This is a genomic window from Clostridium sp. (assembly GCF_050717635.1).
GTDB lineage: Bacteria > Bacillota > Clostridia > Clostridiales > Clostridiaceae > Clostridium_AD.
Map to the genome: position 1 here is coordinate 43,320 of NZ_JBOITO010000010.1, position 20,773 is coordinate 64,092.

General features: G+C 30.2%; 20 protein-coding genes. 3 read left to right on the forward strand and 17 right to left on the reverse strand.

The window, feature by feature from the left end; all coding sequences use genetic code 11:
* Nucleotides 1-7 precede the first annotated feature (7 nt).
* The 17 genes from rfbA to ACREWB_RS04955 form a co-directional block, all read right to left on the reverse strand.
* Nucleotides 8-910 (reverse strand): glucose-1-phosphate thymidylyltransferase RfbA, encoded by a 903-nt coding sequence (gene rfbA, locus ACREWB_RS04875; protein WP_431546365.1) that lies wholly within the window; start codon nucleotides 908-910, stop codon nucleotides 8-10.
* Nucleotides 911-1,209: 299 nt separating this feature from the next.
* Nucleotides 1,210-2,637, reverse strand: a complete 1,428-nt coding sequence (locus ACREWB_RS04880) for a lipopolysaccharide biosynthesis protein (protein WP_431546366.1) — start codon at nucleotides 2,635-2,637, stop codon at nucleotides 1,210-1,212.
* A gap of 12 nt (nucleotides 2,638-2,649) precedes the next feature.
* Complete coding sequence (gene rffA, locus ACREWB_RS04885; RefSeq protein ID WP_431546367.1) at nucleotides 2,650-3,780, reverse strand: dTDP-4-amino-4,6-dideoxygalactose transaminase; 1,131 nt, start codon at nucleotides 3,778-3,780, stop codon at nucleotides 2,650-2,652.
* Nucleotides 3,781-3,783: 3 nt separating this feature from the next.
* Nucleotides 3,784-4,662, reverse strand: a complete 879-nt coding sequence (locus ACREWB_RS04890; protein ID WP_431546368.1) for a formyltransferase family protein — start codon at nucleotides 4,660-4,662, stop codon at nucleotides 3,784-3,786.
* Nucleotides 4,659-5,753 (reverse strand): TDP-N-acetylfucosamine:lipid II N-acetylfucosaminyltransferase family protein, encoded by a 1,095-nt coding sequence (locus ACREWB_RS04895; protein WP_431546369.1) that lies wholly within the window; start codon nucleotides 5,751-5,753, stop codon nucleotides 4,659-4,661. The genes ACREWB_RS04890 and ACREWB_RS04895 overlap by 4 nt, the downstream gene beginning before the upstream one ends.
* A gap of 4 nt (nucleotides 5,754-5,757) precedes the next feature.
* Complete coding sequence (locus ACREWB_RS04900) at nucleotides 5,758-6,552, reverse strand: glycosyltransferase family 2 protein (RefSeq protein ID WP_431546370.1); 795 nt, start codon at nucleotides 6,550-6,552, stop codon at nucleotides 5,758-5,760.
* An 89-nt stretch (nucleotides 6,553-6,641) separates the two neighbouring features.
* Entirely contained in the window at nucleotides 6,642-7,769 is a 1,128-nt protein-coding gene (locus ACREWB_RS04905; RefSeq protein WP_431546371.1) for an EpsG family protein, read from the reverse strand.
* Nucleotide 7,770: 1 nt separating this feature from the next.
* Entirely contained in the window at nucleotides 7,771-8,688 is a 918-nt protein-coding gene (locus ACREWB_RS04910; RefSeq protein WP_431546372.1) for a glycosyltransferase, read from the reverse strand.
* A 110-nt stretch (nucleotides 8,689-8,798) separates the two neighbouring features.
* Complete coding sequence (locus tag ACREWB_RS04915; protein ID WP_431546373.1) at nucleotides 8,799-9,356, reverse strand: acyltransferase; 558 nt, start codon at nucleotides 9,354-9,356, stop codon at nucleotides 8,799-8,801.
* A gap of 156 nt (nucleotides 9,357-9,512) precedes the next feature.
* Nucleotides 9,513-10,556 carry a WaaS/CpsH family glycosyltransferase gene (locus ACREWB_RS04920; RefSeq protein WP_431546374.1) on the reverse strand — a complete coding sequence of 348 codons (1,044 nt, stop codon included), beginning with the start codon at nucleotides 10,554-10,556 and terminating at the stop codon, nucleotides 9,513-9,515.
* 6 nt (nucleotides 10,557-10,562) lie between these two features.
* On the reverse strand, nucleotides 10,563-11,717 hold the full coding sequence (locus ACREWB_RS04925) for an NAD-dependent epimerase/dehydratase family protein (protein WP_431546375.1): 1,155 nt from the start codon (nucleotides 11,715-11,717) through the stop codon (nucleotides 10,563-10,565).
* Nucleotides 11,718-11,738: 21 nt separating this feature from the next.
* On the reverse strand, nucleotides 11,739-12,659 hold the full coding sequence (locus tag ACREWB_RS04930; RefSeq protein WP_431546376.1) for an SDR family oxidoreductase: 921 nt from the start codon (nucleotides 12,657-12,659) through the stop codon (nucleotides 11,739-11,741).
* A gap of 299 nt (nucleotides 12,660-12,958) precedes the next feature.
* A complete protein-coding gene (locus tag ACREWB_RS04935) occupies nucleotides 12,959-13,324 on the reverse strand; it encodes a prepilin-type N-terminal cleavage/methylation domain-containing protein (RefSeq protein ID WP_431546523.1) in 366 nt (121 codons plus the stop codon).
* A 205-nt stretch (nucleotides 13,325-13,529) separates the two neighbouring features.
* Entirely contained in the window at nucleotides 13,530-14,048 is a 519-nt protein-coding gene (gene loaP / locus ACREWB_RS04940; protein WP_431546377.1) for an antiterminator LoaP, read from the reverse strand.
* Between the two features lie 22 nt (nucleotides 14,049-14,070).
* Nucleotides 14,071-14,628, reverse strand: a complete 558-nt coding sequence (locus ACREWB_RS04945) for a NeuD/PglB/VioB family sugar acetyltransferase (RefSeq protein WP_431546378.1) — start codon at nucleotides 14,626-14,628, stop codon at nucleotides 14,071-14,073.
* 16 nt (nucleotides 14,629-14,644) lie between these two features.
* Nucleotides 14,645-15,241, reverse strand: coding sequence for a sugar transferase (locus ACREWB_RS04950; protein WP_431546379.1), 597 nt, complete (start codon nucleotides 15,239-15,241; stop codon nucleotides 14,645-14,647).
* Between the two features lie 22 nt (nucleotides 15,242-15,263).
* Nucleotides 15,264-17,135 carry a polysaccharide biosynthesis protein gene (locus ACREWB_RS04955; protein ID WP_431546380.1) on the reverse strand — a complete coding sequence of 624 codons (1,872 nt, stop codon included), beginning with the start codon at nucleotides 17,133-17,135 and terminating at the stop codon, nucleotides 15,264-15,266.
* Nucleotides 17,136-17,697: 562 nt separating this feature from the next.
* Here ACREWB_RS04955 and ACREWB_RS04960 point away from each other — a divergent pair.
* The 3 genes from ACREWB_RS04960 (at nucleotide 17,698) to ACREWB_RS04970 (ending at nucleotide 20,756) form a co-directional block, all read left to right on the forward strand.
* On the forward strand, nucleotides 17,698-17,832 hold the full coding sequence (locus ACREWB_RS04960) for a hypothetical protein (RefSeq protein WP_431546381.1): 135 nt from the start codon (nucleotides 17,698-17,700) through the stop codon (nucleotides 17,830-17,832).
* A 5-nt stretch (nucleotides 17,833-17,837) separates the two neighbouring features.
* Nucleotides 17,838-19,223: a right-handed parallel beta-helix repeat-containing protein gene (locus tag ACREWB_RS04965; RefSeq protein ID WP_431546382.1), complete on the forward strand. Its 1,386-nt coding sequence runs from the start codon at nucleotides 17,838-17,840 to the stop codon at nucleotides 19,221-19,223.
* A 189-nt stretch (nucleotides 19,224-19,412) separates the two neighbouring features.
* Nucleotides 19,413-20,756 carry a right-handed parallel beta-helix repeat-containing protein gene (locus tag ACREWB_RS04970; protein ID WP_431546383.1) on the forward strand — a complete coding sequence of 448 codons (1,344 nt, stop codon included), beginning with the start codon at nucleotides 19,413-19,415 and terminating at the stop codon, nucleotides 20,754-20,756.
* The last annotated feature ends 17 nt before the right edge of the window (nucleotides 20,757-20,773 follow it).

Consider the following 20,773-nt stretch of genomic DNA (forward strand, 5'->3'; position numbering starts at 1 on the left):
CCATTCACTACTCTAATGCAGCAGCCGCTTCTAAATTAGCTTTATTATATTCATCCGCAATCTGTATTAAATATTTACCATATTCTGTTTTCACTAATGGTTCAGCTAATTTTAAAATTTGATCTCTATTTATAAAACCATTTCTATAAGCTATCTCTTCTATGCAAGCTACATATAATCCTTGCCTAGTTTGAATAGCTTCAACAAAGTTAGCTGCATCTAGTAGCCCTCTATGAGTTCCCGTATCTAGCCATGCCATTCCTCTACCAAAGAGCTCAACTTTTAGTTTACCCCTTCTTAAGTATTCATTATTTACTGCTGTTATTTCTATTTCACCTCTTGCTGAAGGCTTAACATTTTTAGCGATATCTATTACATCGTTATCGTAGAAATACAGGCCTGGAACCGCATAATTCGATTTAGGTTTTTGAGGTTTTTCCTCTATAGAAACAACATTATTGTTTTCATCAAATTCAACAACACCAAATTCATTTGGATTACTTACATGGTACCCAAAAATAGTGGCCCCTTCTCTTTCTGAAGCTCTTGTTAATCTTTCAGTAAAACCATAACCATGGAAAATATTATCACCAAGTACTAAGGCTACATTATCATTCCCTATGAACTCTTCTCCAATAATAAATGCATCTGCAAGTCCTCTTGGTTCTTCTTGAACAGCATATTGTAATTTAAGTCCTATATCACTTCCATCACCTAGTAACTCTTCAAAAGTAACTACATCTCTTTGAGTTGAAATTATTAATATTTCTTTTATACCTGCAAGCATTAACACCGACAATGGATAATATATCATTGGCTTATCGTATATTGGAAGTATTTGCTTTGATACTGCTTTTGTTACCGGGTATAGTCTTGTGCCTGATCCACCAGCCAAAATAATGCCTTTCATATTTTTCCTCCAAAAATTTTATTTTTAACTAATTTTCAATTTATGTAAGATTAAATTAATCATTTTATGCATTTAGTATTTCTTGCTATTCTTGTTGTTAATTTATTCTTCTTTTCTTTATTTAAGCTCCTATTATTTTATCTCGCTTTATTCCCTTATTTAGCATCAGATTTCTATTTTTTATCGTTCTAGCACCCTTACTTCATTCCATTTTGTCAAGTGATTGTAGCAATTCTATAGTTATTAGTCGGAATTTAGACCCTTGTTACTTATCGGAACATATATCTTTGTGAAGAAACTTAACTTATCCTCTCATACTTTTGTTTTTTATATGCATCAATTAAATCCTTATAATATAAAATCAACATAACTAATAAAACAAAAGCACCCACCAATAAATTTATATAAATACTTGTATTAGTAATTGAAAATACCGCATACGAGAATATGACAAATATCATAAGATATACTTTTTTCAAACCATAATTAATTTTATAATATCTTAAAGATATATGAGTTCTTAAGCTAAAGAACAAAATATATGCAAAAGCAGTTGATATTGCCGCTCCAACTGCTCCATATTTAGGGACTAAAGCCCAATTTCCAATTATGTTTATAAAACAAACTATTCCTGCAATTAAAATATGCCATTTGGGTTTTTTATAAAAATTAATTCCAATAACCGTTGTTTCCGATAATGTATACATTATCGGCATAAATACTAAAAAGGGCATTATATTTGCTGCTTCTCTATACTCTTTCCCAAGAAATAATACCAGCAACTCCTTCCCTGCTATACAAGCAATAGCTACAAAAAACATTCCAAATGATACTATTTTGAAAATATTTTTATAAAAATTCCTATTCCCAGGATTTTTTTCAAAGTTTTCATAACAAACCGGCGTCCAAAACGTGGAAAAAGTTACTTGAATAATACTTAAAAGAGCCACTATTTTAAATGCTGCAGAATATATACCTAATTCGCCATAACTACTCCAATGTTTTATTGCTATTCTATCAAACGATTGAAAAAGCCACGTAATAAGTGTTGTCAAAACAAGAGGAAAACTATATTTTATTATTTCTATTTTACTATGTTTTAAATTTTTTCTAAAAAAATTATTGAAATTCCAATATTCTTTTTCAAAATAAATCGAGACTAAAGCCAAAATTACTAAAGTCATCACAGTTGAATAAATTATTATTTCATAATTTTTACCCATTAATAAATATAGAATTACTATAAAAATGAAGTTAACCACCCTATTCAATATTTCCAAAATAGAAAATTTATTTCCCTTTTGTTGCATTCTAATAACTAATGAACCATACCTATAGAATACTTGAGCTAATATTCCTAGTATTAATACTAATATTACTTTTAAATTTTGTTCTTCAAACAGAAACATCGACAACTGTTTATAAAATACTAAAATCATTAAAATCACAAATAATGATATGCAGGTAGTTATCCTTAGACAATTAAATAATAAACCACCCCTGTTTTCTTCTTTTTCTTCATAGAAAAATCTAACAAAAGATTGGTCTGTTCCAAATATTATCAATATCATGAATATATTTATTGCTAAAGTGAACATTGATGCTTTACCAAAGTCTTCTGGTGACAATATTCTTGTAGTTACAATCGTGGCTAAAAAACCGATTATTAGACCTATCCAACTCCCATAAGAAAATGAGAAAAACTTTTTCAGTAAAGTATTTTTCATATTTTTCTTCCTCTATTCATAAAAAAGTTTTATTGTTCTTACAATATATTTAACTTTACTTTCTTCTAAATTATAATACAAAGGTAATCTTAAAAGCCTTTCACTTTCTCTTGTTGTATATTTGTCTACCCCATTAAGTCTGCCATATCTTAGCCCTGCATCACAACTATGTAGTGGTATATAATGGAATACCGCTAAGATATCATTCTCTTTTAAGAAATTAATTAATCTTGTTCTTTCCACTATGTCTTTGCATTTAATATAAAACATATGAGCATTATGATCACATTCATTCGATACATATGGCAACTCAATTAACCCTTTTTCTTGTAAGTCTTTTAAATCATTATAATACATATTCCAAGTACTCAAGCGATTTTGATTGATTTTTTCTGCTTCTTCCAACTGCGCATATAGATAAGCAACACTTAATTCACTAGGGAGATATGAACTTCCTACGTCAACCCAGGTATATTTGTCTATTTGTCCCCTGAAAAATTTACTTCTATTAGTGCCTTTTTCTCTAATTATTTCTGCTCTTTCAATAAACTCCTTATTTTGAATTAATATAGCTCCACCTTCACCCATGGTATAGTTTTTAGTTTCATGGAAACTATAGCAACCGAAGTCTCCTATTGTTCCTAACGCTTTACCTTTGTAAGTTGACATTACACCTTGTGCCGCATCTTCTATTACATAAAGATTATATTTTTTTGCTATATCCATTATTTTATCCATTTCACATGCAACTCCTGCATAATGAACTGGAACTATAGCCTTTGTTTTTTCTGTAATTGCATCTTCTATCAAATTTTCATCTATATTCATAGTATCTGGTCTAATATCAACAAAAACTATTTTTGCACCCCTTAATACAAATGCATTCACAGTCGAGACAAAAGTGTAAGATGGTGCAATAATCTCATCACCAGGTTGAATTTCAATCAGAATAGCCGCCATTTCAATAGCATGGGTACACGATGTCGTTAACAATACTTTAGGCGTATTAAATTTTTGTTCAAGCCAACTACTGCATTTTTTAGTGAATGGTCCATCACCAGATAGTTTTTGATTATTTTCTATAGCTTCTTTTATATACTGCTGTTCCTTACCTACAAACGGTGGAATATTAAACATTATCATAATTTACCCTCCAAATTTACTTCTGAATTTTTTTATTGGCATAATTGACTTGCCATCTTCATATCGAGCACTTTTTATTTTTAATGCCCCTTGTCCACAAACTATTATAGGCAGTCCATCTTCCATAAAAATAATTTTTCCTGAATCTCTATTTTCAATCTTCAAATCAGGATATTCCTCTACTTCATCAATAATTATAATTTCTTTATTTAAATAAGTCTTAGCTCCATTATATGGATAACCTACTGCATCAACTTTTCTTCTTATGCAATGTGAATCACTAGTCCAATTAATAAAGTAATCATCATCATCGCGCCATAAGCTGTAAGTAGCATCCTCTTCAAGTTGGGGAATACCTACTAAATTTTCATTGTTAAATATTAGAGCAGATATATCATTAATTATTTTTGAATATAGGTTAGACACAAGCTCAATGGCCTGCTGTATTTTTACAGGATAGATAACTGGAATTGTTTGTTGTTTTATTATATCCCCTTTATCATACTCATTAGAAGCAAACAGAGCAGTTACTCCAATCTGACTCTCTCCATTTATCAACATGTTCACAAGTGGTGCAAACCCCCTATACCTAGGCAATATAGAATCATGTAACACAATTAATTTCGAACTATCTTGTATAATCCATCTCCATCCTATTACAAACTTATATCCCTTAAAAATAGGAATGTAAGTTCTTCTATCTAAGTAATTAATAGAATATTTCACACAAAGATTTCTTATTTCATTATAATAGTCATTTCTAACATTTTTATCTCCAGCCAATACTATATATTCAATATTTTCCGGACCAAAATCCTTTAAAAAATTTTCTAATACATGAAATCCCTTTTCATTCATCAAATAAAATACGATTTTATTCATACATCTCCCCCTTTAAGAAAAATAGATTTCCAATCTGAATATAGTTTTTTCTCTGAAAAATGTTTTTTTACATTATTTATATTTTTAAGTCTTTTATCTATTGTTACCTTATCGAAAAACCCATTTAAATTTTGGTTAGAACTATAAACTTTAAGTTCATGTTCAATACAAAATTGCCAAGTAGTAATATCATCTCTTATATATACCTTTTTCCCAAGTCCAAGCAATGTTGTTATATTTCCAAGCGCTTGTTGCCTATTATGATTAAATACAGCTATATCTATTTTCGCTAGCAATTCTAAATACTCATCAAAACAAATAAATTCTATTATAGGATTGAATTTATCACCGAAAATTTTATTCCCATTCGCTATAACTTTATCTCTATATTCAATATTACCATATGATAGAGGGCATATAATTTCTATGTTTTTATTTTTATATTTTTTTAATTTATCAAATACCTCTAAATGATTATTAGACGGATTCGAAGAATTCCCCACCTGAATATACGTTTTTTTGTTGGATTTTTTTACTTTTGATAAGTCATATTCATTAAATAGATTGCTTGGATACATAAATGAATAGTAATATTTTCCTCTAGCTCCATACCATTCTTTTGCTAGTTCATAATCACCTTTTACATGCGTAATTAGTCCACCTACTCTTCTAATTGTAAACTTTCTAAAAAACTCATACAAGTTACTTTTATACGTATTTTTTCTATATTTATAATAATATAAGTCTCCACCCCAAATTACCCAATTTGACTTCTTTAATAGCCAAGGTTGAAAAAAAAGAAATAATATAATCCTCCAATTAAATAAGCCGTGTAAAAATATCTTTTTACTTGCCCACATATCCCCTAGTATTGTTATTAACCCTCTAATATTATTTGATATAACTTTTACATTATCAAATGAATCGATTGTAGCACCTACCCCTTTACCTATTACTATAAAAAGATGCTCCTTAGGATCAAAGTTTTTATTAATAAACTTTATAAACTTATTGGTAAATTTTTCATTTTCTATCAAATGTAAAAATTTCTTTCCCTCATCCTTTTTGTCATTTCCTATTATGAATTTCATGTAGCTACCCCCGCATTATTACTAATAATACTCTTCTAATATATTTTATATCTTCATATAAAGTTGATAATATATATTGCACATAGTTTATATTACGTAAATCATACATCTCTTTAAAATTTTTTAAACAACCTCTGTGCATGGCTTTAATATTGGCTGATAACCCTGAGAATCCAAAGCTAGGTTTTCCTCCACCTGTAATTACCAAACTTTCCGGCATCATATAAAAATTTTTATCCACGCAAATTCTCAACCACAAGTTGCCATCTTCAGCGTGAGTTTGTTCTTCGTCATAATATCCTATACTTTCCAATAACTCCGCTTTAAAGAATGCAGTAGAAGTCTGAGGGAACATCTTGAACAGTAAATGGTTCAATGTTACCTTAGTTAGAGTCTTAATTTCTTTTCCGTATATCTTTGTGATTTCGTTATTTCTATTACAGCCTAAAAAATCAATATGTTGGTTATTTATCATTACATCAATTTGCTTTTGAAGTTTATTGGGTAGCCACACATCATCAGAATCTAATAATGCAATGTAATTCCCACTAACAATTTTTAATCCTGTATTTCTAGCAGAAGACACTCCTGCATTTTTCTTAGTAATTAGTTTCATTTTATTTTTCAAGTTATTATTAATTATAAATTCTTCAACTACACTCTTAGATTTATCAGTAGATCCATCATTTATAATAATTATCTCTTTACATTTATAACTCTGATGTAAAACAGAATTAAGACATTCGATAATAGTATCTTCTGAATTATACATAGGGATAACAACACTTACTTCAATCATAATTACCTCCTTAACTCATTTTTTTCAATGATTATTTAACACTATTAATACCAGTTTAATACTATTATAAGTATGTATTAAAATTAATATCATTTATATATCCTTCTATTTTCTAATCTGTAATATATTTTTTCCTCCGGAGATTTATAATTTGTTCCTTTTACAAGTTCTATTATATAATTAGTATAAGGATAATATTTCATTGGATCTTTATCTTTATAATATTGAATACCCCTAACTAGAGAAAAGCAATGCAAAGATACAAAAAATGCAAATATGATGGTTTTAATAATTTTTTTATTAACGACAACGAACAAATTAGCTATAAATGCAACATATATTATTATAAAATAATGATTAAACCTATAAAAAATCATAATTTGATTTTGTAACATAAAGGTCATAAAAAAAATAATGGAAAAATTAAATAATACGATATTTTCTTTGCTTTTAGATCCGAAATTTTTCAATAAATATATGGGTATAAAATAAACAATAACTTTTATAATTAAAAGAAGGTCAAAATTTGAACCTTCAAAATAGATTTTATCAAAATAATATGTATAATCATTTAATAAACTACTTTTATTTACAATAAAAAGAATAATATTACTAGCTAAGTTTGAAAATGTATAAACAATAATTATTAAAACAAATAATTGTCTTAATTTTATTTGTCGTTTTCTTATAAAATATAAGGGGAATAAAATAATAGAAGACGTATGAAATAATAATCCAAACCCACAACATAAGAAATATTTCATTTTCTTATCTTCAACTAAATATTTAAAAGCAAATAAAAATATAACCATTGCTTGTAGCTGTCTTATAGCTGGTTCAAAAAAATTTCCTAATAAGAAAGTTTGGAATAAAACTATTATAGAAAACAATGGGTAAGGCGAATATTTTTTTAAAAATACGTATATTATATATAAATCAATCGTCAAGATAGTAAATTTAAAGAACTCAAAATTAAATCCCATAGCTTTAAATATTGATACACTTATATCATACCCATATTCAAAAACTCTTACGGGATCAGTTCTATAAATATAGTCCATCTGGTAAACAGTCCAGTCAATTCCGTTAGTATATGAAAGCCCCAAAAATAGAGCTAAAACAACAAAACTGATTTTTAATAATATAGGTTTTTTATTAATAAATTCACAAATGGATAGTAATACATTGAATAGATAAATTAATAGATATACACCCATTTTATATATTACTCTTCTGTAAGTAATTTAAAAAAAATTTCACCATATACTTTAATGTTTTTCTGTCAAATCTATAATTCAAAAATGATTTGAAAAAATATTTTAAAGATTCCTTTTTATTAGAATTCAAATAACAAGCAGCCATAGCCATGGTATAGTTATAATTTATTTCTCTTATTTGTTTTTGATTAAAATATTCAAAATAATTCTTTTGAATTTCATATATAGTTGTTAATCCCTCGCTTTTTTTCTCAACTGAATTTTGCCCATTTGATATGCTATCAAATTTATGAATATTAACTCTAACAAGAGCTTCTTTCATCGATTTGAATTTATAACCAGCTTCAATTAGTTTTAAGCACAAGAACCACTCTTGACCTTTAGATAATATCTTAAAGCCACCCACAGATTCCAGTTGATATTTAGGTATGAATAATGTAGGCGTGCCTAAAATTTTCTCAGATACGACTGAAAATAATAAATTATCATAATCAACTTTACTCTTAGATTTTCTTACAAACTTATCGTTTCTAAAAACATTAACTTTACAGTTTATAAAACCATCATCTTTTTCAAATGTTTTTTTATAAAAAATGTACTGTTTTTCAACTTTGTCTTTATAGTATTCATCGTCATCATCTAAAAATGTTATATATTTCCCAGAAGCATGCTTAATTCCAGTATTTCTCGCTTCTGAACCTCCTTTGTTTTCGCTATGTTTTATATATTTCACATTATTATAGCCTATGTACTCTTTAAGAACTCCTTCAGTTTTCGATCTTTCAATGCTATTAGGATTGTTATCATCAACAATAATTATTTCAACATTTGTATACGTTTGAGACAGTAGACTTTTTATAGTTTTGGAAATCATAATACTTCTTTTATAGGTCGGTACTATAATACTAATTAATTCCATTTCATTTCCATACCTTTCATGATTTATTATTTCATTTGATTCGAAACCACACTCAACCCACTACTAATTGTCTGATATGTAACATGTAATAGTCAATTGATTACCTTCATTCAAATTTTCTCCCATTTACCAGAATCACAATTATATCTTTTCACTACTTTTGCAGGTGCACCTACTATAACACAATAATCAGGGAATTCACCACGTACCACAGAATTCGCACCTACAATACATTGCTTCCCAAGAATAGTGCCTGCCTGTATGGCAACTCCAAATCCAATGAAACAGTTTTGCCCAATTCTAGTTTCTTTCGTTATGAAATCTTGCTTTAAAATATGAATACCTATTTGCTTATAATCATGATCAATATTAGTTATAAAAACATTACCCGAAATAGTTGTGTCTTCACCAATAACCAGTTCTGAACTACTTGAAGTGATATGAAAGCTCTGCCCTATGGATACATTGTCTCTAATAACAATGCTTCCTTCTGTCCCATATGTTTCTATTCTTGATCCAGGGTAAATTCTAACTTTATTTCCAATTTCTACTCCCATCGTACCTTCCAAACATATAGGTTTTCCTATGTATGAAAGTTTACCAATTTTTTTAAAACGTACTTTATAAACAATAGCTCTGATAGCCCAAAAATATTTTACTATATTCATTTCAACATTCCCTTTCCCATATCATAAGTTAATCGTGATAAGTGCCATCCAACAAAGTTAAGACGAACTTTGCTAAAACATTAGGCTACAATTATAATGAAAGACTTCTATTACAATTTCACCCATATCAAGACATATCCTGTATCAAGTTAGACTTTAGCTAACATATATATTATCTGTTTCATTTATAATTGTTTCTATCCAGTTATGCAAACTATATTTTCTATAAATATCCTCACTTATTGGTTGGTATTCTCGTTTAATAAATTTCTCAATACCTGATAAATTATTCTTGTCCATTACAAAAATATTATTTTCATTATAGAAGTCATATTTTTTAATATTGCTGTTGGTCGTGATCATCTTTTTTTTAGCACCAAGAGTCTCAATAGTTCTCATTGTAAGTCCACTCTGTAAGTTATGTTGCATATCAAACACAGTATTGGATCTCTTAAGAACAGCTAAGTTTTCTTTCTCAGATAAAGGTTTAAATCTAAATTCGCTACTCCTTGCATTTTTAAATTCGGGTACAAACGCCTTATTATATAGGTATTGAAACCTATTCAGAAACATATAAGAAAACACATGGATACCATTTAACTCTAACTCTGGGAACAACTTATGCATCGTCTTGTAACGATTAGGATGGGCCGTACATACACTCACAATATCACATTCAATTTCTTTGAATTTTATTTGTCCTAATCCTTCAATTTCTTTAGATTTTAATTGTCCTAATCTTTCAATTCCTTTATGAAAAAACAACGGCATAAACGTTAAATCATCATTGTTAGAACAGTCATCTAAATCGAATGAGTATGCCTTATCGAAAAATGAAAGCAGATTTTTACTTTTCGGATAAAGCGTAAATGAATCCCACATATATAAAACAAATCTTGCTGACTTTTGACTATTCCTCAATTTCAGGATCATTTCTGGAGTAAACACTTTACAGTTTACAATGAATATTAAGTCATAGCTTTTTCTTTTTGTTTCAGACAAAATTTTTTCAAAATACCTTTTAACTAGATAATCCATTGAACTTCTCCTAATTTTAATAATCCCCTTAACAAAAGAGCTTTCACTGGGTCTATCATTATAATAGTCAACCGAATAACCTTGTTCTTCGAATTCAGAAATAATCTTTTTATGATAATTGAATATTGGAGTACCAATATACAGAGCCTTTTTATTGCTCATTTACACTCACCTCTTTCCTTGAATCAACATACCTGTTTCTTTCATTTCATTTATTGAGTGTTCAAAAAGATCATCTGACTTTTCCAGAGCTTTATCTTGTTTCTTTACCCATGCTGTAAACTCTTCCATACCTCTTTCAAATGTATATTCGGGTTTAAATTCACATAAGGTTCTAGCCCTATTTGTATCTGCAATATTATGCCTAATATCTCCTTTTCTAAAATCCCCTGAAATATTTATTTCTGAATCTGATGCATATAATTTTTTAAATGTTTCCGCTAATTGCATAACAGAGACTTTCTCCCCAGTACCAACATTAATATGCTGATAGTTTGTTGCAACATTTTCAAGTGCGTTACAAGTAATAGCAGCAACATCCTTAACATGTACAAAGTCCCTACTTTCTTCGCCATCCTCAAAAATATTGAGATTCTGGTTTTTTAATAGCAACTTAGAGAATATTGAAAGGATACCTGTATATGGATTATTAAGAGACTGCCCTGCTCCATATACATTTTGATATCTAAAGATTGTATACGGTATATTCATTGTAGGACACATTACCTCAAGCATTTTTTCCTGCGCAAGTTTCGTATATGCATAAAAAGAAATAGGTGTTAACGCACACTCTTCTGTTGTATTTCTCAATTCAACTTCTCCACCACAAACAGGACATTTAACCTCGAAATCTCCACTCTTCATATCATCTATATCTCTAGATTTAGGAACAACAATTCCATGTTCTTTACAAAAATACATACCTTCCCCATAAACAGAACGGGATGAAGAAAGTATTATTTTCTTTATAGGAAACTTATTTTTTAATATAACTTCTAACAAATTAGATGTGCCTTTTATATTTACATCAGTATATCTATTAATTTCATACATAGATTGGCCTGTCCCTGTTTCAGCGGCAAGATGTATTATATAATCCACACCTTCTAATGCTTCCTTTAGATCTTCAGAATTACGAACGTCACCCTTAATTACCTTGCATTTATCTTTTATGTTCTGATATAAATATGAATCTTTATAATTATCTCCGTGAATCTGTGGAGAAAAATTATCTAAAATAATAACTTCATATTTCTTGTTTAACCTTTCAACAATTGCATTTCCTATAAAACCTGAACCACCTGTAACAAATACTTTTTCCATATCTAATAGCTTCCCCCTATGTCATTTAATTTTAAACTGATTAACTTCTATTTTTATCCCCTCATCAAATGACATTGGATTATATCCAAAATCTATTGTAGCATCCTTGTGAGGAAAACTTCTATCTTCACCCATCCTTTGAACTTTCTCTATATAATCAACTTTTCCAAAAGTAAATATTTTTAATGACCTAGCCATAATAACCCCAACTTCTAAAGGAAAATTTATAAAGACTGTTTTCTTACCAAGATTAGAGCTTATCAATTTAAAAGCGTAATCCATTTTGATAGGTTTTTCCCCAGATAAGATATATTCTGGCTTCAATTGTTGTATTGGCTTGGTTAGCACCTGATAATAGGCCTTACCAAGATCTCTCGCATTTACTGGTTGAATTAAACTTTTTTCATGCTTAACTACGGGAAATAATCTAAGCTTGTCTATCATTTTTATAAATTTACTCATGTTGAGATCAATTAAATTACCATAAATCATAGTGGGTCTCAGAATTGTTAAGCTTATGTTTTGCCCCTTGATTATTTCATTCATTTCCAGCTCGGTATTCTTGTACTCCTCTGAAGCTGACTTAAAGTTTGAATAAATACCAGTTGTGTGAACTAAAATGGCTCTTTTTACACTGTTATTAACTGAACCTTTAATAACATTAAGAGTCTTTTGTATTCCGGCAATGTGTACCACTGTATCTACGCCTTTCATACATCTATCCATAAACTTTTCATCTTCAATGTCCCCAACAAACTTCTCTATCTTAAGTCCACTGCTATCTAATAATGATGTGTCAGATGTTTCTCTAACAATGCAACGGATGGGTTCTTTATATTTATTTTTAATGAGTTCTTGCAGAAAATATCTGCCACTATGCCCTGTAATTCCTGTAATTAATAACATCTTTTCACCATCTCCCCATTTAAATCCATTCCACATACTCACTTCGTATTACCATTCAATCATCTTCAAAATCCTACAACCGTTGATACCACTACATTCTTGTTTTTGCCTATATATTCAAACCCATTAAAACAGGTTATTTATTGCTTATTTATATTTTATCAATTAACCTCAAACCATTGATTTACCTAGCTTTATGCTTGGACAAGCTAATCCATACAGCATACTCACTTCGCAGTCACCATTCAATCATTAAAAGTTTAAAAGCCCCGTAAATCAAGGCTTTTAACTCATTATACAATCTTATAAGCACTCACAATCTCCTCATAATTCAATTACAAATATGGAACATCGTCATCGTCACCTTCATCATTCTCTTTAGTATGCGCACTACACCGAACTTTTTCATCAACATAAGTTATAACTCCATGTTCAGGACATATCTCTTTACCCTGTCCCTGCACAAATTGTTCAAAAACAACATCAGTATGTTCTATTCCCTTTGCTTCGAAATGCATCTCATACATTCTCTCCAACTGCACACAATTAGCATTACAAACTTCCACTTTCGCCTTCTTTATATATCCCCCATATGCTGGAACTGTTATAGTTATTAAAATCGCAATAATAGAAATAACAATTATCAGCTCAATCAAAGTAAAACCTTTAGTAAACTTTTCTAATTTTTTATTTGTTAATATGGTTCATCACCTCTGTGTATGTTATTTTTAAAAGAGTAATCAATTAAATACTAACCAATTTGCTCTTTTTCTAAACTAACATTACACAGATCATAATACCCTCACCTACAGCTCCGCCCCTTCACATAACCACTTACATTATGCTACCATCACTTCACCATAACCTCTTCATCTCTATCCGGGGCCGAAACACCCAAATTCATCATCAGATTTTGTCAACCACTTCAATACCAAGTTCTACTATTCTTTCCTCATTCATAAAGCTAAGACTTACCTTTGCTCTACCTTTTCTAGAATCCACTTTAATTATTTGACCTTCAAGTCCCATTAAAGGCCCTGCAACTATTTTAATACTATCATTAACCTTATATAATGTAGAAATTCCTATGTTATCACCATCAATAAGTATTTTTAACACTCTTAATTCACTTTCATCTACTGTTAAGATCTCACCCTCACTAGAAAGTAATTTTATAATTCCAGGTACTTTTTTAAGTTTATAATAAATATCTATATCCATAATGCCTTTTATCAAAACATATCCCGGGAACAGCTTTCTTTTTACCATCTGCCATTTCCCATTTTTTCTTTCTCTAAGTTCTCTTGTTGGAACAATAAATTCATATTCATTTCCAATTTCCTTTTGAAGAATCTTCTTAACTTTTTCCTCTTGATTCGTACTAACAAATAGCACATACCAGCATTCTTTTTTTAGTAGCTCCAAATGCAGTCTCTCCTTTACTTACCTAAATCACCGTACCGCCCTGAAGTATAAATCTTTCTTTCACTATACCTCCTGATTTAACTGTGGCCCCAGCACCAATATAAGATAACCTTCCTATACTACACATACTCCTAATCGTCGCTCCACTGCACACATGAACTCCATCAGAAACTGTTGTGTCATGATCAATACAGCTATTGATATTGACAATACAGCCTCTACCGATTTTAGCGCCTGTGTTAATTACAGCCCCAGCTAGTATAACACACCCTGATCCTATCTCACTGTATCTGCTAACCCACGCTCTAGGATGAACAATCACCGGAACTTTAAACCCTACTTTTAGTAACTTCTCTATTAAATCCATTCTTTTAACATTATCGCCTAAACAAACAATAGCATACTCATAATCTTTTTGAAATTTTTCATACTCATCTAATTTACCGATAATCTTATAATCAAAAACCGTACCCTCTCTATCATCCAGAAACGCAATATCATTCCATTTCCCTTCTAGCTGAGCAGCTTCTGCCACCACTCTACCATGTCCACCAGCCCCAATTATAAGCAAAGCCCCCATTAATAATCACTCATAATCATATCGTAAAATCTTCCGAACTATTTATTTTATGACCATCAAGAATTCCCTCTGCTTTTAAAACCTTAAACACAGTCCTAAATACTATTTTCACATCTAACCACAATGATTTATTTTCTAAATAATACTTATCATGCTCTGTTTTTTCAGAATCATCATTATTATCTCGCCCATTAATTTGAGCCCATCCAGTAACTCCTGGAAGGATTTTATGAACTCCAGCTTTAGTTCTCATTTCCTTAAGTTCATATTGATTGTATAGTGCTGGTCTTGGTCCTACAAACGCCATATCACCTAAAAGTATATTAATTAATTGAGGGAGTTCATCAAGACTAGATTTCCTTAAAATTCTTCCGCTTGCAGTTATATAATTTTCTGAGCTATCAAGTTTATCAGTTGCAACGTTTGGAGTACCGTTTTTCATTGTTCTAAATTTATAAAATTTAAAAAGCTCATTATTTTTCCCTATTCTCATCTGGGTAAAAAATACTGGTCCTTTTGAATTTAACTTTATTACTACTGCTAAAAATAAAAATAATGGCAAAAACATTGTTAATAATAATAAACTAATTAAAACATCGAAAACTCTACCCATATTGATCCTCCCCATTTTTTCATTATTGTGCTACTGAAGTAGCTGCAACCTCTCCCATACTTCGGTTATATGTTGGAACTATTTCCTCTATTTTCGTAATCAACCCTTCAACATCATCCCCATCAATAATCTCCTTAAGCTCTTCCATTCTCTCTTTCATCACACTCAAATCACTAAACGTGGGCCTTCCAATAAATATCTTCTCATGTTTAGTATCGCTTAACCCCTCTTCGCTCATCATTAGTTCTTCATACAATTTCTCTCCCGGCCTCAGCCCTGTAATTTCAATTTTTATATCTTTTCCAGGTTCAAAACCCGAAAGCTTAATCAAATCCCAAGCTAAATCATAAATTTTAACAGGTCTCCCCATATCTAGCACAAAAATCTCTCCACCCTCTGCATATGCACCTGCTTGCATAACCAGCTGTGCAGCTTCTGGTATTGTCATAAAGAATCTAGTAATATATTTATTAGTAAGTGTAACCGGACCACCACGCTCTATCTGCTTCTTAAATAGTGGTATAACCGATCCATTACTCCCCAGCACATTACCAAATCTAACTGCCACAAATCGCGTTTCACTTACCTTGTCCATAGATTGTACAATCATTTCGCACATTCTCTTAGTTGCACCCATAACATTAGTTGGGTTAACTGCTTTATCTGTGGAAATCATAACAAATCTTTCTGCTTTAAATCTATGTGCACAATCTGCCACATTATATGTACCAAACACATTGTTTTTTATTGCTTCCATAGGGCTCTCTTCCATTAATGGAACATGCTTATGAGCCGCAGCATGGAATATTATATTAGGTAAATACTTTTTAAAAACGCTGTCAAGTCTTTTCTTATCTCTAACAGATCCTATTAATACTTTTAAATCTAATTTTGGATACTTATATTGGATTTCCATTTGGAGGTCATAAGCATTATTTTCATATATATCAAAAATAATTAATTGTTTTGGGCTAAATTTCGCAATTTGGCGGCACAGTTCTGAACCAATGGACCCTCCACCTCCAGTTACCATTACAGTTTTATTGTTAATATAACTAGCGATGCCTTTCATATCAAGTTGTACAGCTTTTCTTCCAAGTAGGTCTTCAATATCCACTTTTCTAATTTGATTTAAGGAAACTTTACCATCTATAATTTCATACATTCCTGGAATAGTTTCTATTTTACAATTTGTTTTTTTGCATTGCTCCAATATTTGTTTTTTATCTTCATCATCAATTGTTGGAATAGCTATAAGAATAGTTTCAATCGCTTTTTCTTTTACTATTCTAGGTATATCTTTACGGCTACCAAGAACTTTAACACCCATAACGTTTCTACCTTTTTTATAATCTTCATCATCAATTAGTGCAACAGGCAAATACTTACTTTGACTATTGTTCTTCATTTCTTTTATAACCATAGCAGCCGCTGAACCAGCACCTATTATCATTACTCTGGTTTTTTCACTTTTACCTACATTACCCGTTACAATAGTTGTAAATCTTTCGTAGATTCTAAACGACATTCTAAATCCAAGTATAAAAAGAATACTAAAAGCACAGACAATTATACTTACTCCATAAGCAAAACCATGTCCAGCAATTCTAACAAAGGCTATTGTAATTATATTTGCTGTAAGGCAACCACCTATGACCAACATAAATTCGTCTATACTTGCATAACTCCAAAGGCTTTCATAAAGCTTAAAGAGATAAAAACAACCTATGTAGATAACCGTTACTATTAATGCTACTTTTTTATAATTATCTGAAAAAAACCAGAATTCACTATAATTATATCTAAAATAGAAAGCTAATATATATGCTAAGTTTATAAGTACTGCATCACTTAGTATTAAAATTGGTTTTCTCCATTTTCCAAGTGCTTTCATATTCTCCACCTCTTCTATAATTTACATCACAATTCTATGTTTGTCCAACTCCAATATATAGTAAATTTAAAAATTTCTATTAAAGTATTTATTTATCATTACTGTAATTTTTGTTAACGTCCAGTACATAATTATATAATCTTAACACCTTTATTACAAACTCATAATTCATCAAATTCCACCACTAAAGCCCATGTACTCCAACATGCTTCAAATTAATAATTATTTCAGTTTATTTTTTTCACCAAATTCACCTACAAATTCATATATACCAACTTTTGCCCTTCCATATCTCGCCATAAAACATAATCTTTTGACAATTTTACCACTTTAAAAATGGCTACAATGTTATATTTTGCAATATTATTTTGTTTCATTTAATAACGAATTTAATAAAATTATAATTTATTTCACCTATTATGTCCAAAATAACACAATATCTCAAACTAAATGTTGATTTCCTGTAAATTTTGTTTGTTATTGTTTACATTGTGACATATAATTTATATGAATATGAATAAAAATCTGTTTATTGCTATTAAAATGGGAGGGTGTAATCTTTATGCTTAAATTTATAATTATTGCCGTTGTATTGATTATTATGTATATTATTTTGGCTGGCTTAATGAAAGCAGCTGGTAAGGATACTCCAATGAATCCAAATATTAAACATAATGAAGATGATAAAAAGGAGTGACCCAAATGCTAAAAAGCAATTTCAAAAAAGCTATAACCGCAATCATAATATTAATTTCTTTAACAACCGCTAGTTACTTTATAACTACTACAAATGCAAATGGGTTAGATGTTAATCCTTCTATTACAACCACTAAATCTGATGTTACCCCCATTGCACCTAATAATCTTATTATAATAGAAGCTAAAGACTATAACTTAGACACAACAGGAATAACAGATACTTCCGCTAACTTTCAAACTATGATAGATTCTTTTATAAGCGGTAGCACAATACAATTACCAAGCGGCACCTACAAATTTTCTAACACCGTTAAATTGAAAGACAATGTTACTTTTTTTGCTTCTAATGATGTGATAATTAGTGGCACTGGCAACAACACTTTATTCTCCACGGGTAATAATACCAGTTTTAGTGGTATAGAGTTTCAAAATTGCTCTACAGCCTTAAGTGTTTTTAAAAAAATCGGACTTAATGTAACTAACTGTAGATTCACAAATAACATAACTTTTTCAGCAATTAATTTTTATGGATCAAGTTCCTCCACTGTTATAGATTCATATTTCTATAATATCCGCAAATATGGGATTTTAATAGATGATGATAGTGACCATATTACAATAGATAACAATAATTTTGATAATCCTCAAGTTTTTGGTGGCTATGCCAAAGAGCAGATAGGTGGTCATATTTACTCATTAAATGGAAGTAATATCAACGTAACCAATAACATTATAAAAAACAGCGGTGGTCAAGGTATAATCTTCGGTTACAATTCGACAACCGGAAAAGGCACCACAAATTCTGTAGCAAAGAATAATTTATGTGAGGGTAATGGTCAAGAAGGTGCTACAATTTATGGTGGCAAAAGGAAAGTTACCTCAGAAAATTCTTTACTCAATAACACATGTAAAAACAACAGATTTAATCAAATAGAAGTATGGCAGTCCGATAATAACATTGTTAAGTCCAATACAGTAGAAGAATCAATAACTGGCATTGGTAATTTAGGAGCAATATGTTTATTTAATACAACTGGTACAACTGTTTTTGGAAATAACATAATATCTGCTGGAAGTAATGGTATAGCAATAGTTGCAGGGACTTCAAATTGCAACGTATCCGATAATTATATAGCTGATACCAACAGAAAAAATAATGTGAATACACCTGAGAAAGGTAATGGAATATTACTTGACTGGAATGGTGTAGGCGATCCTAGTCATATAACAATTAGAAGTAATGTAATTAGCTCAAGTAATGGAACTATATCTAAAAGCGGTGTATATTCAACTTCAAATGCGAATCATCATAACCAAATAGATAGTAACACAATAACTGGTTATAAATATGGAGTTCACTTTTATGCACTTTCAACTTGCGCAGAGTAATAAAATCATTATAATATTTAATATTTAACAGTGGATAAGGGCTACAATTTATGTAGACTTTATCCACTGTTTTTTCTTGCAATTTACATTGAGTATGTATGTATTGAATTCCCATTGAGCCCCTGCGTATACTATGTTATACTATAGATTAATTCTGATTTACTAATACGAAAATAAAAGGAGAAATATATGAATTTTCTAAAAAATAAAATAGTTGTTATTATAATAATCGCACTATCAATTATAATAGCAGCTTTTGTAGTTATTAATAAGCAAAGTGATACAACTACAAAACAAAGTAAACTTGATGTAGTTGATGCGAACATAAAAAAATACTCTTTAGACATAACTGGAGCTACCGATACTTCTGCAGAACTCCAAAAAATGATAGATGCTTCTACTACTGGAAGTACAATAACCATCCCCGCTGGTAAGTATAAGTTCTCAAACACTGTAAAACTTAAAGACGGAATAGTATTAACTGCTAAAAATGATGTTACAATCAAAGGCACAGGCAAAAACACACTATTTGCTGTAGGTAATTCTAACAGTTTTAGTGGAATAGACTTTCAAAATTGTGGTACTGCTCTAAGTGTTACTAAAAAGAGCGGACTTGTGGTAGACAATTGCAAATTCACAAATAAAATTGATTTTGCAGCAATTAATTTATCACAGGTAAGTGATTCCTCGGTTACTAATTCATATTTCTACGATATACGTAAATATGGAATTTTAATAGACAATGATTCCTCCAATATTACAATCGATAAAAATAAATTTGATAACCCTGAAGTTTTCGCTGGGTACAAAAAAGAACAAATAAGTGGTCATGTTTACAGTTTAAATGGAACTAAAATTAAAGTAACAAACAATGTCCTAAAAAACAGCGGTGGACAAGGTGTAATATTCGCTTACAATTCAACCACTGGAAAAGGTACAACAGATTCCGTTGCAAGCAATAATCACGCAGAAGGCAATGGCCAAGAAGGTGCTACAATTTATGGAGGTGAAGATAAGGTTACCTATGGTAATTCTCTTATTGGCAACACCTGCAAAAATAACAGATTTAATCAAATAGAAGTGTGGGAATCTGATGATAATATTGTTAAAGACAATACAGTTGAAGAATCTCTTGCTGGCATTGGTAATCTAGGAGCAATAACTCTTTATGATACAAAAGGGACCAATGTTTCTTCAAACAAGGTATTATCTGCACAAACCAACGGCATTGAAATAACCGCCGGAAGTTATAAATGCACTATAACAAATAACACAGTGCAAAACACAAACGGTAAAAAAAATAAGGATACAGTGCAGGAGGGTAACGGAATATTACTTGACTCAAATGGAAAATCTCAACCTCAATATATAACAATAAAATCAAATAAAATTAGTTCAACTAAGGGAACTATAGCTAAGAGTGGTATCTATTCCACCTCTAATAAAAGCCAACATAACAAAATAGATGGTAATACAATAAGCGGTTACAAAGATGGACTTCATGAGTATGCTAAAATGACCATGGGTGAATAAAAAGTCTTTTAGCCGAT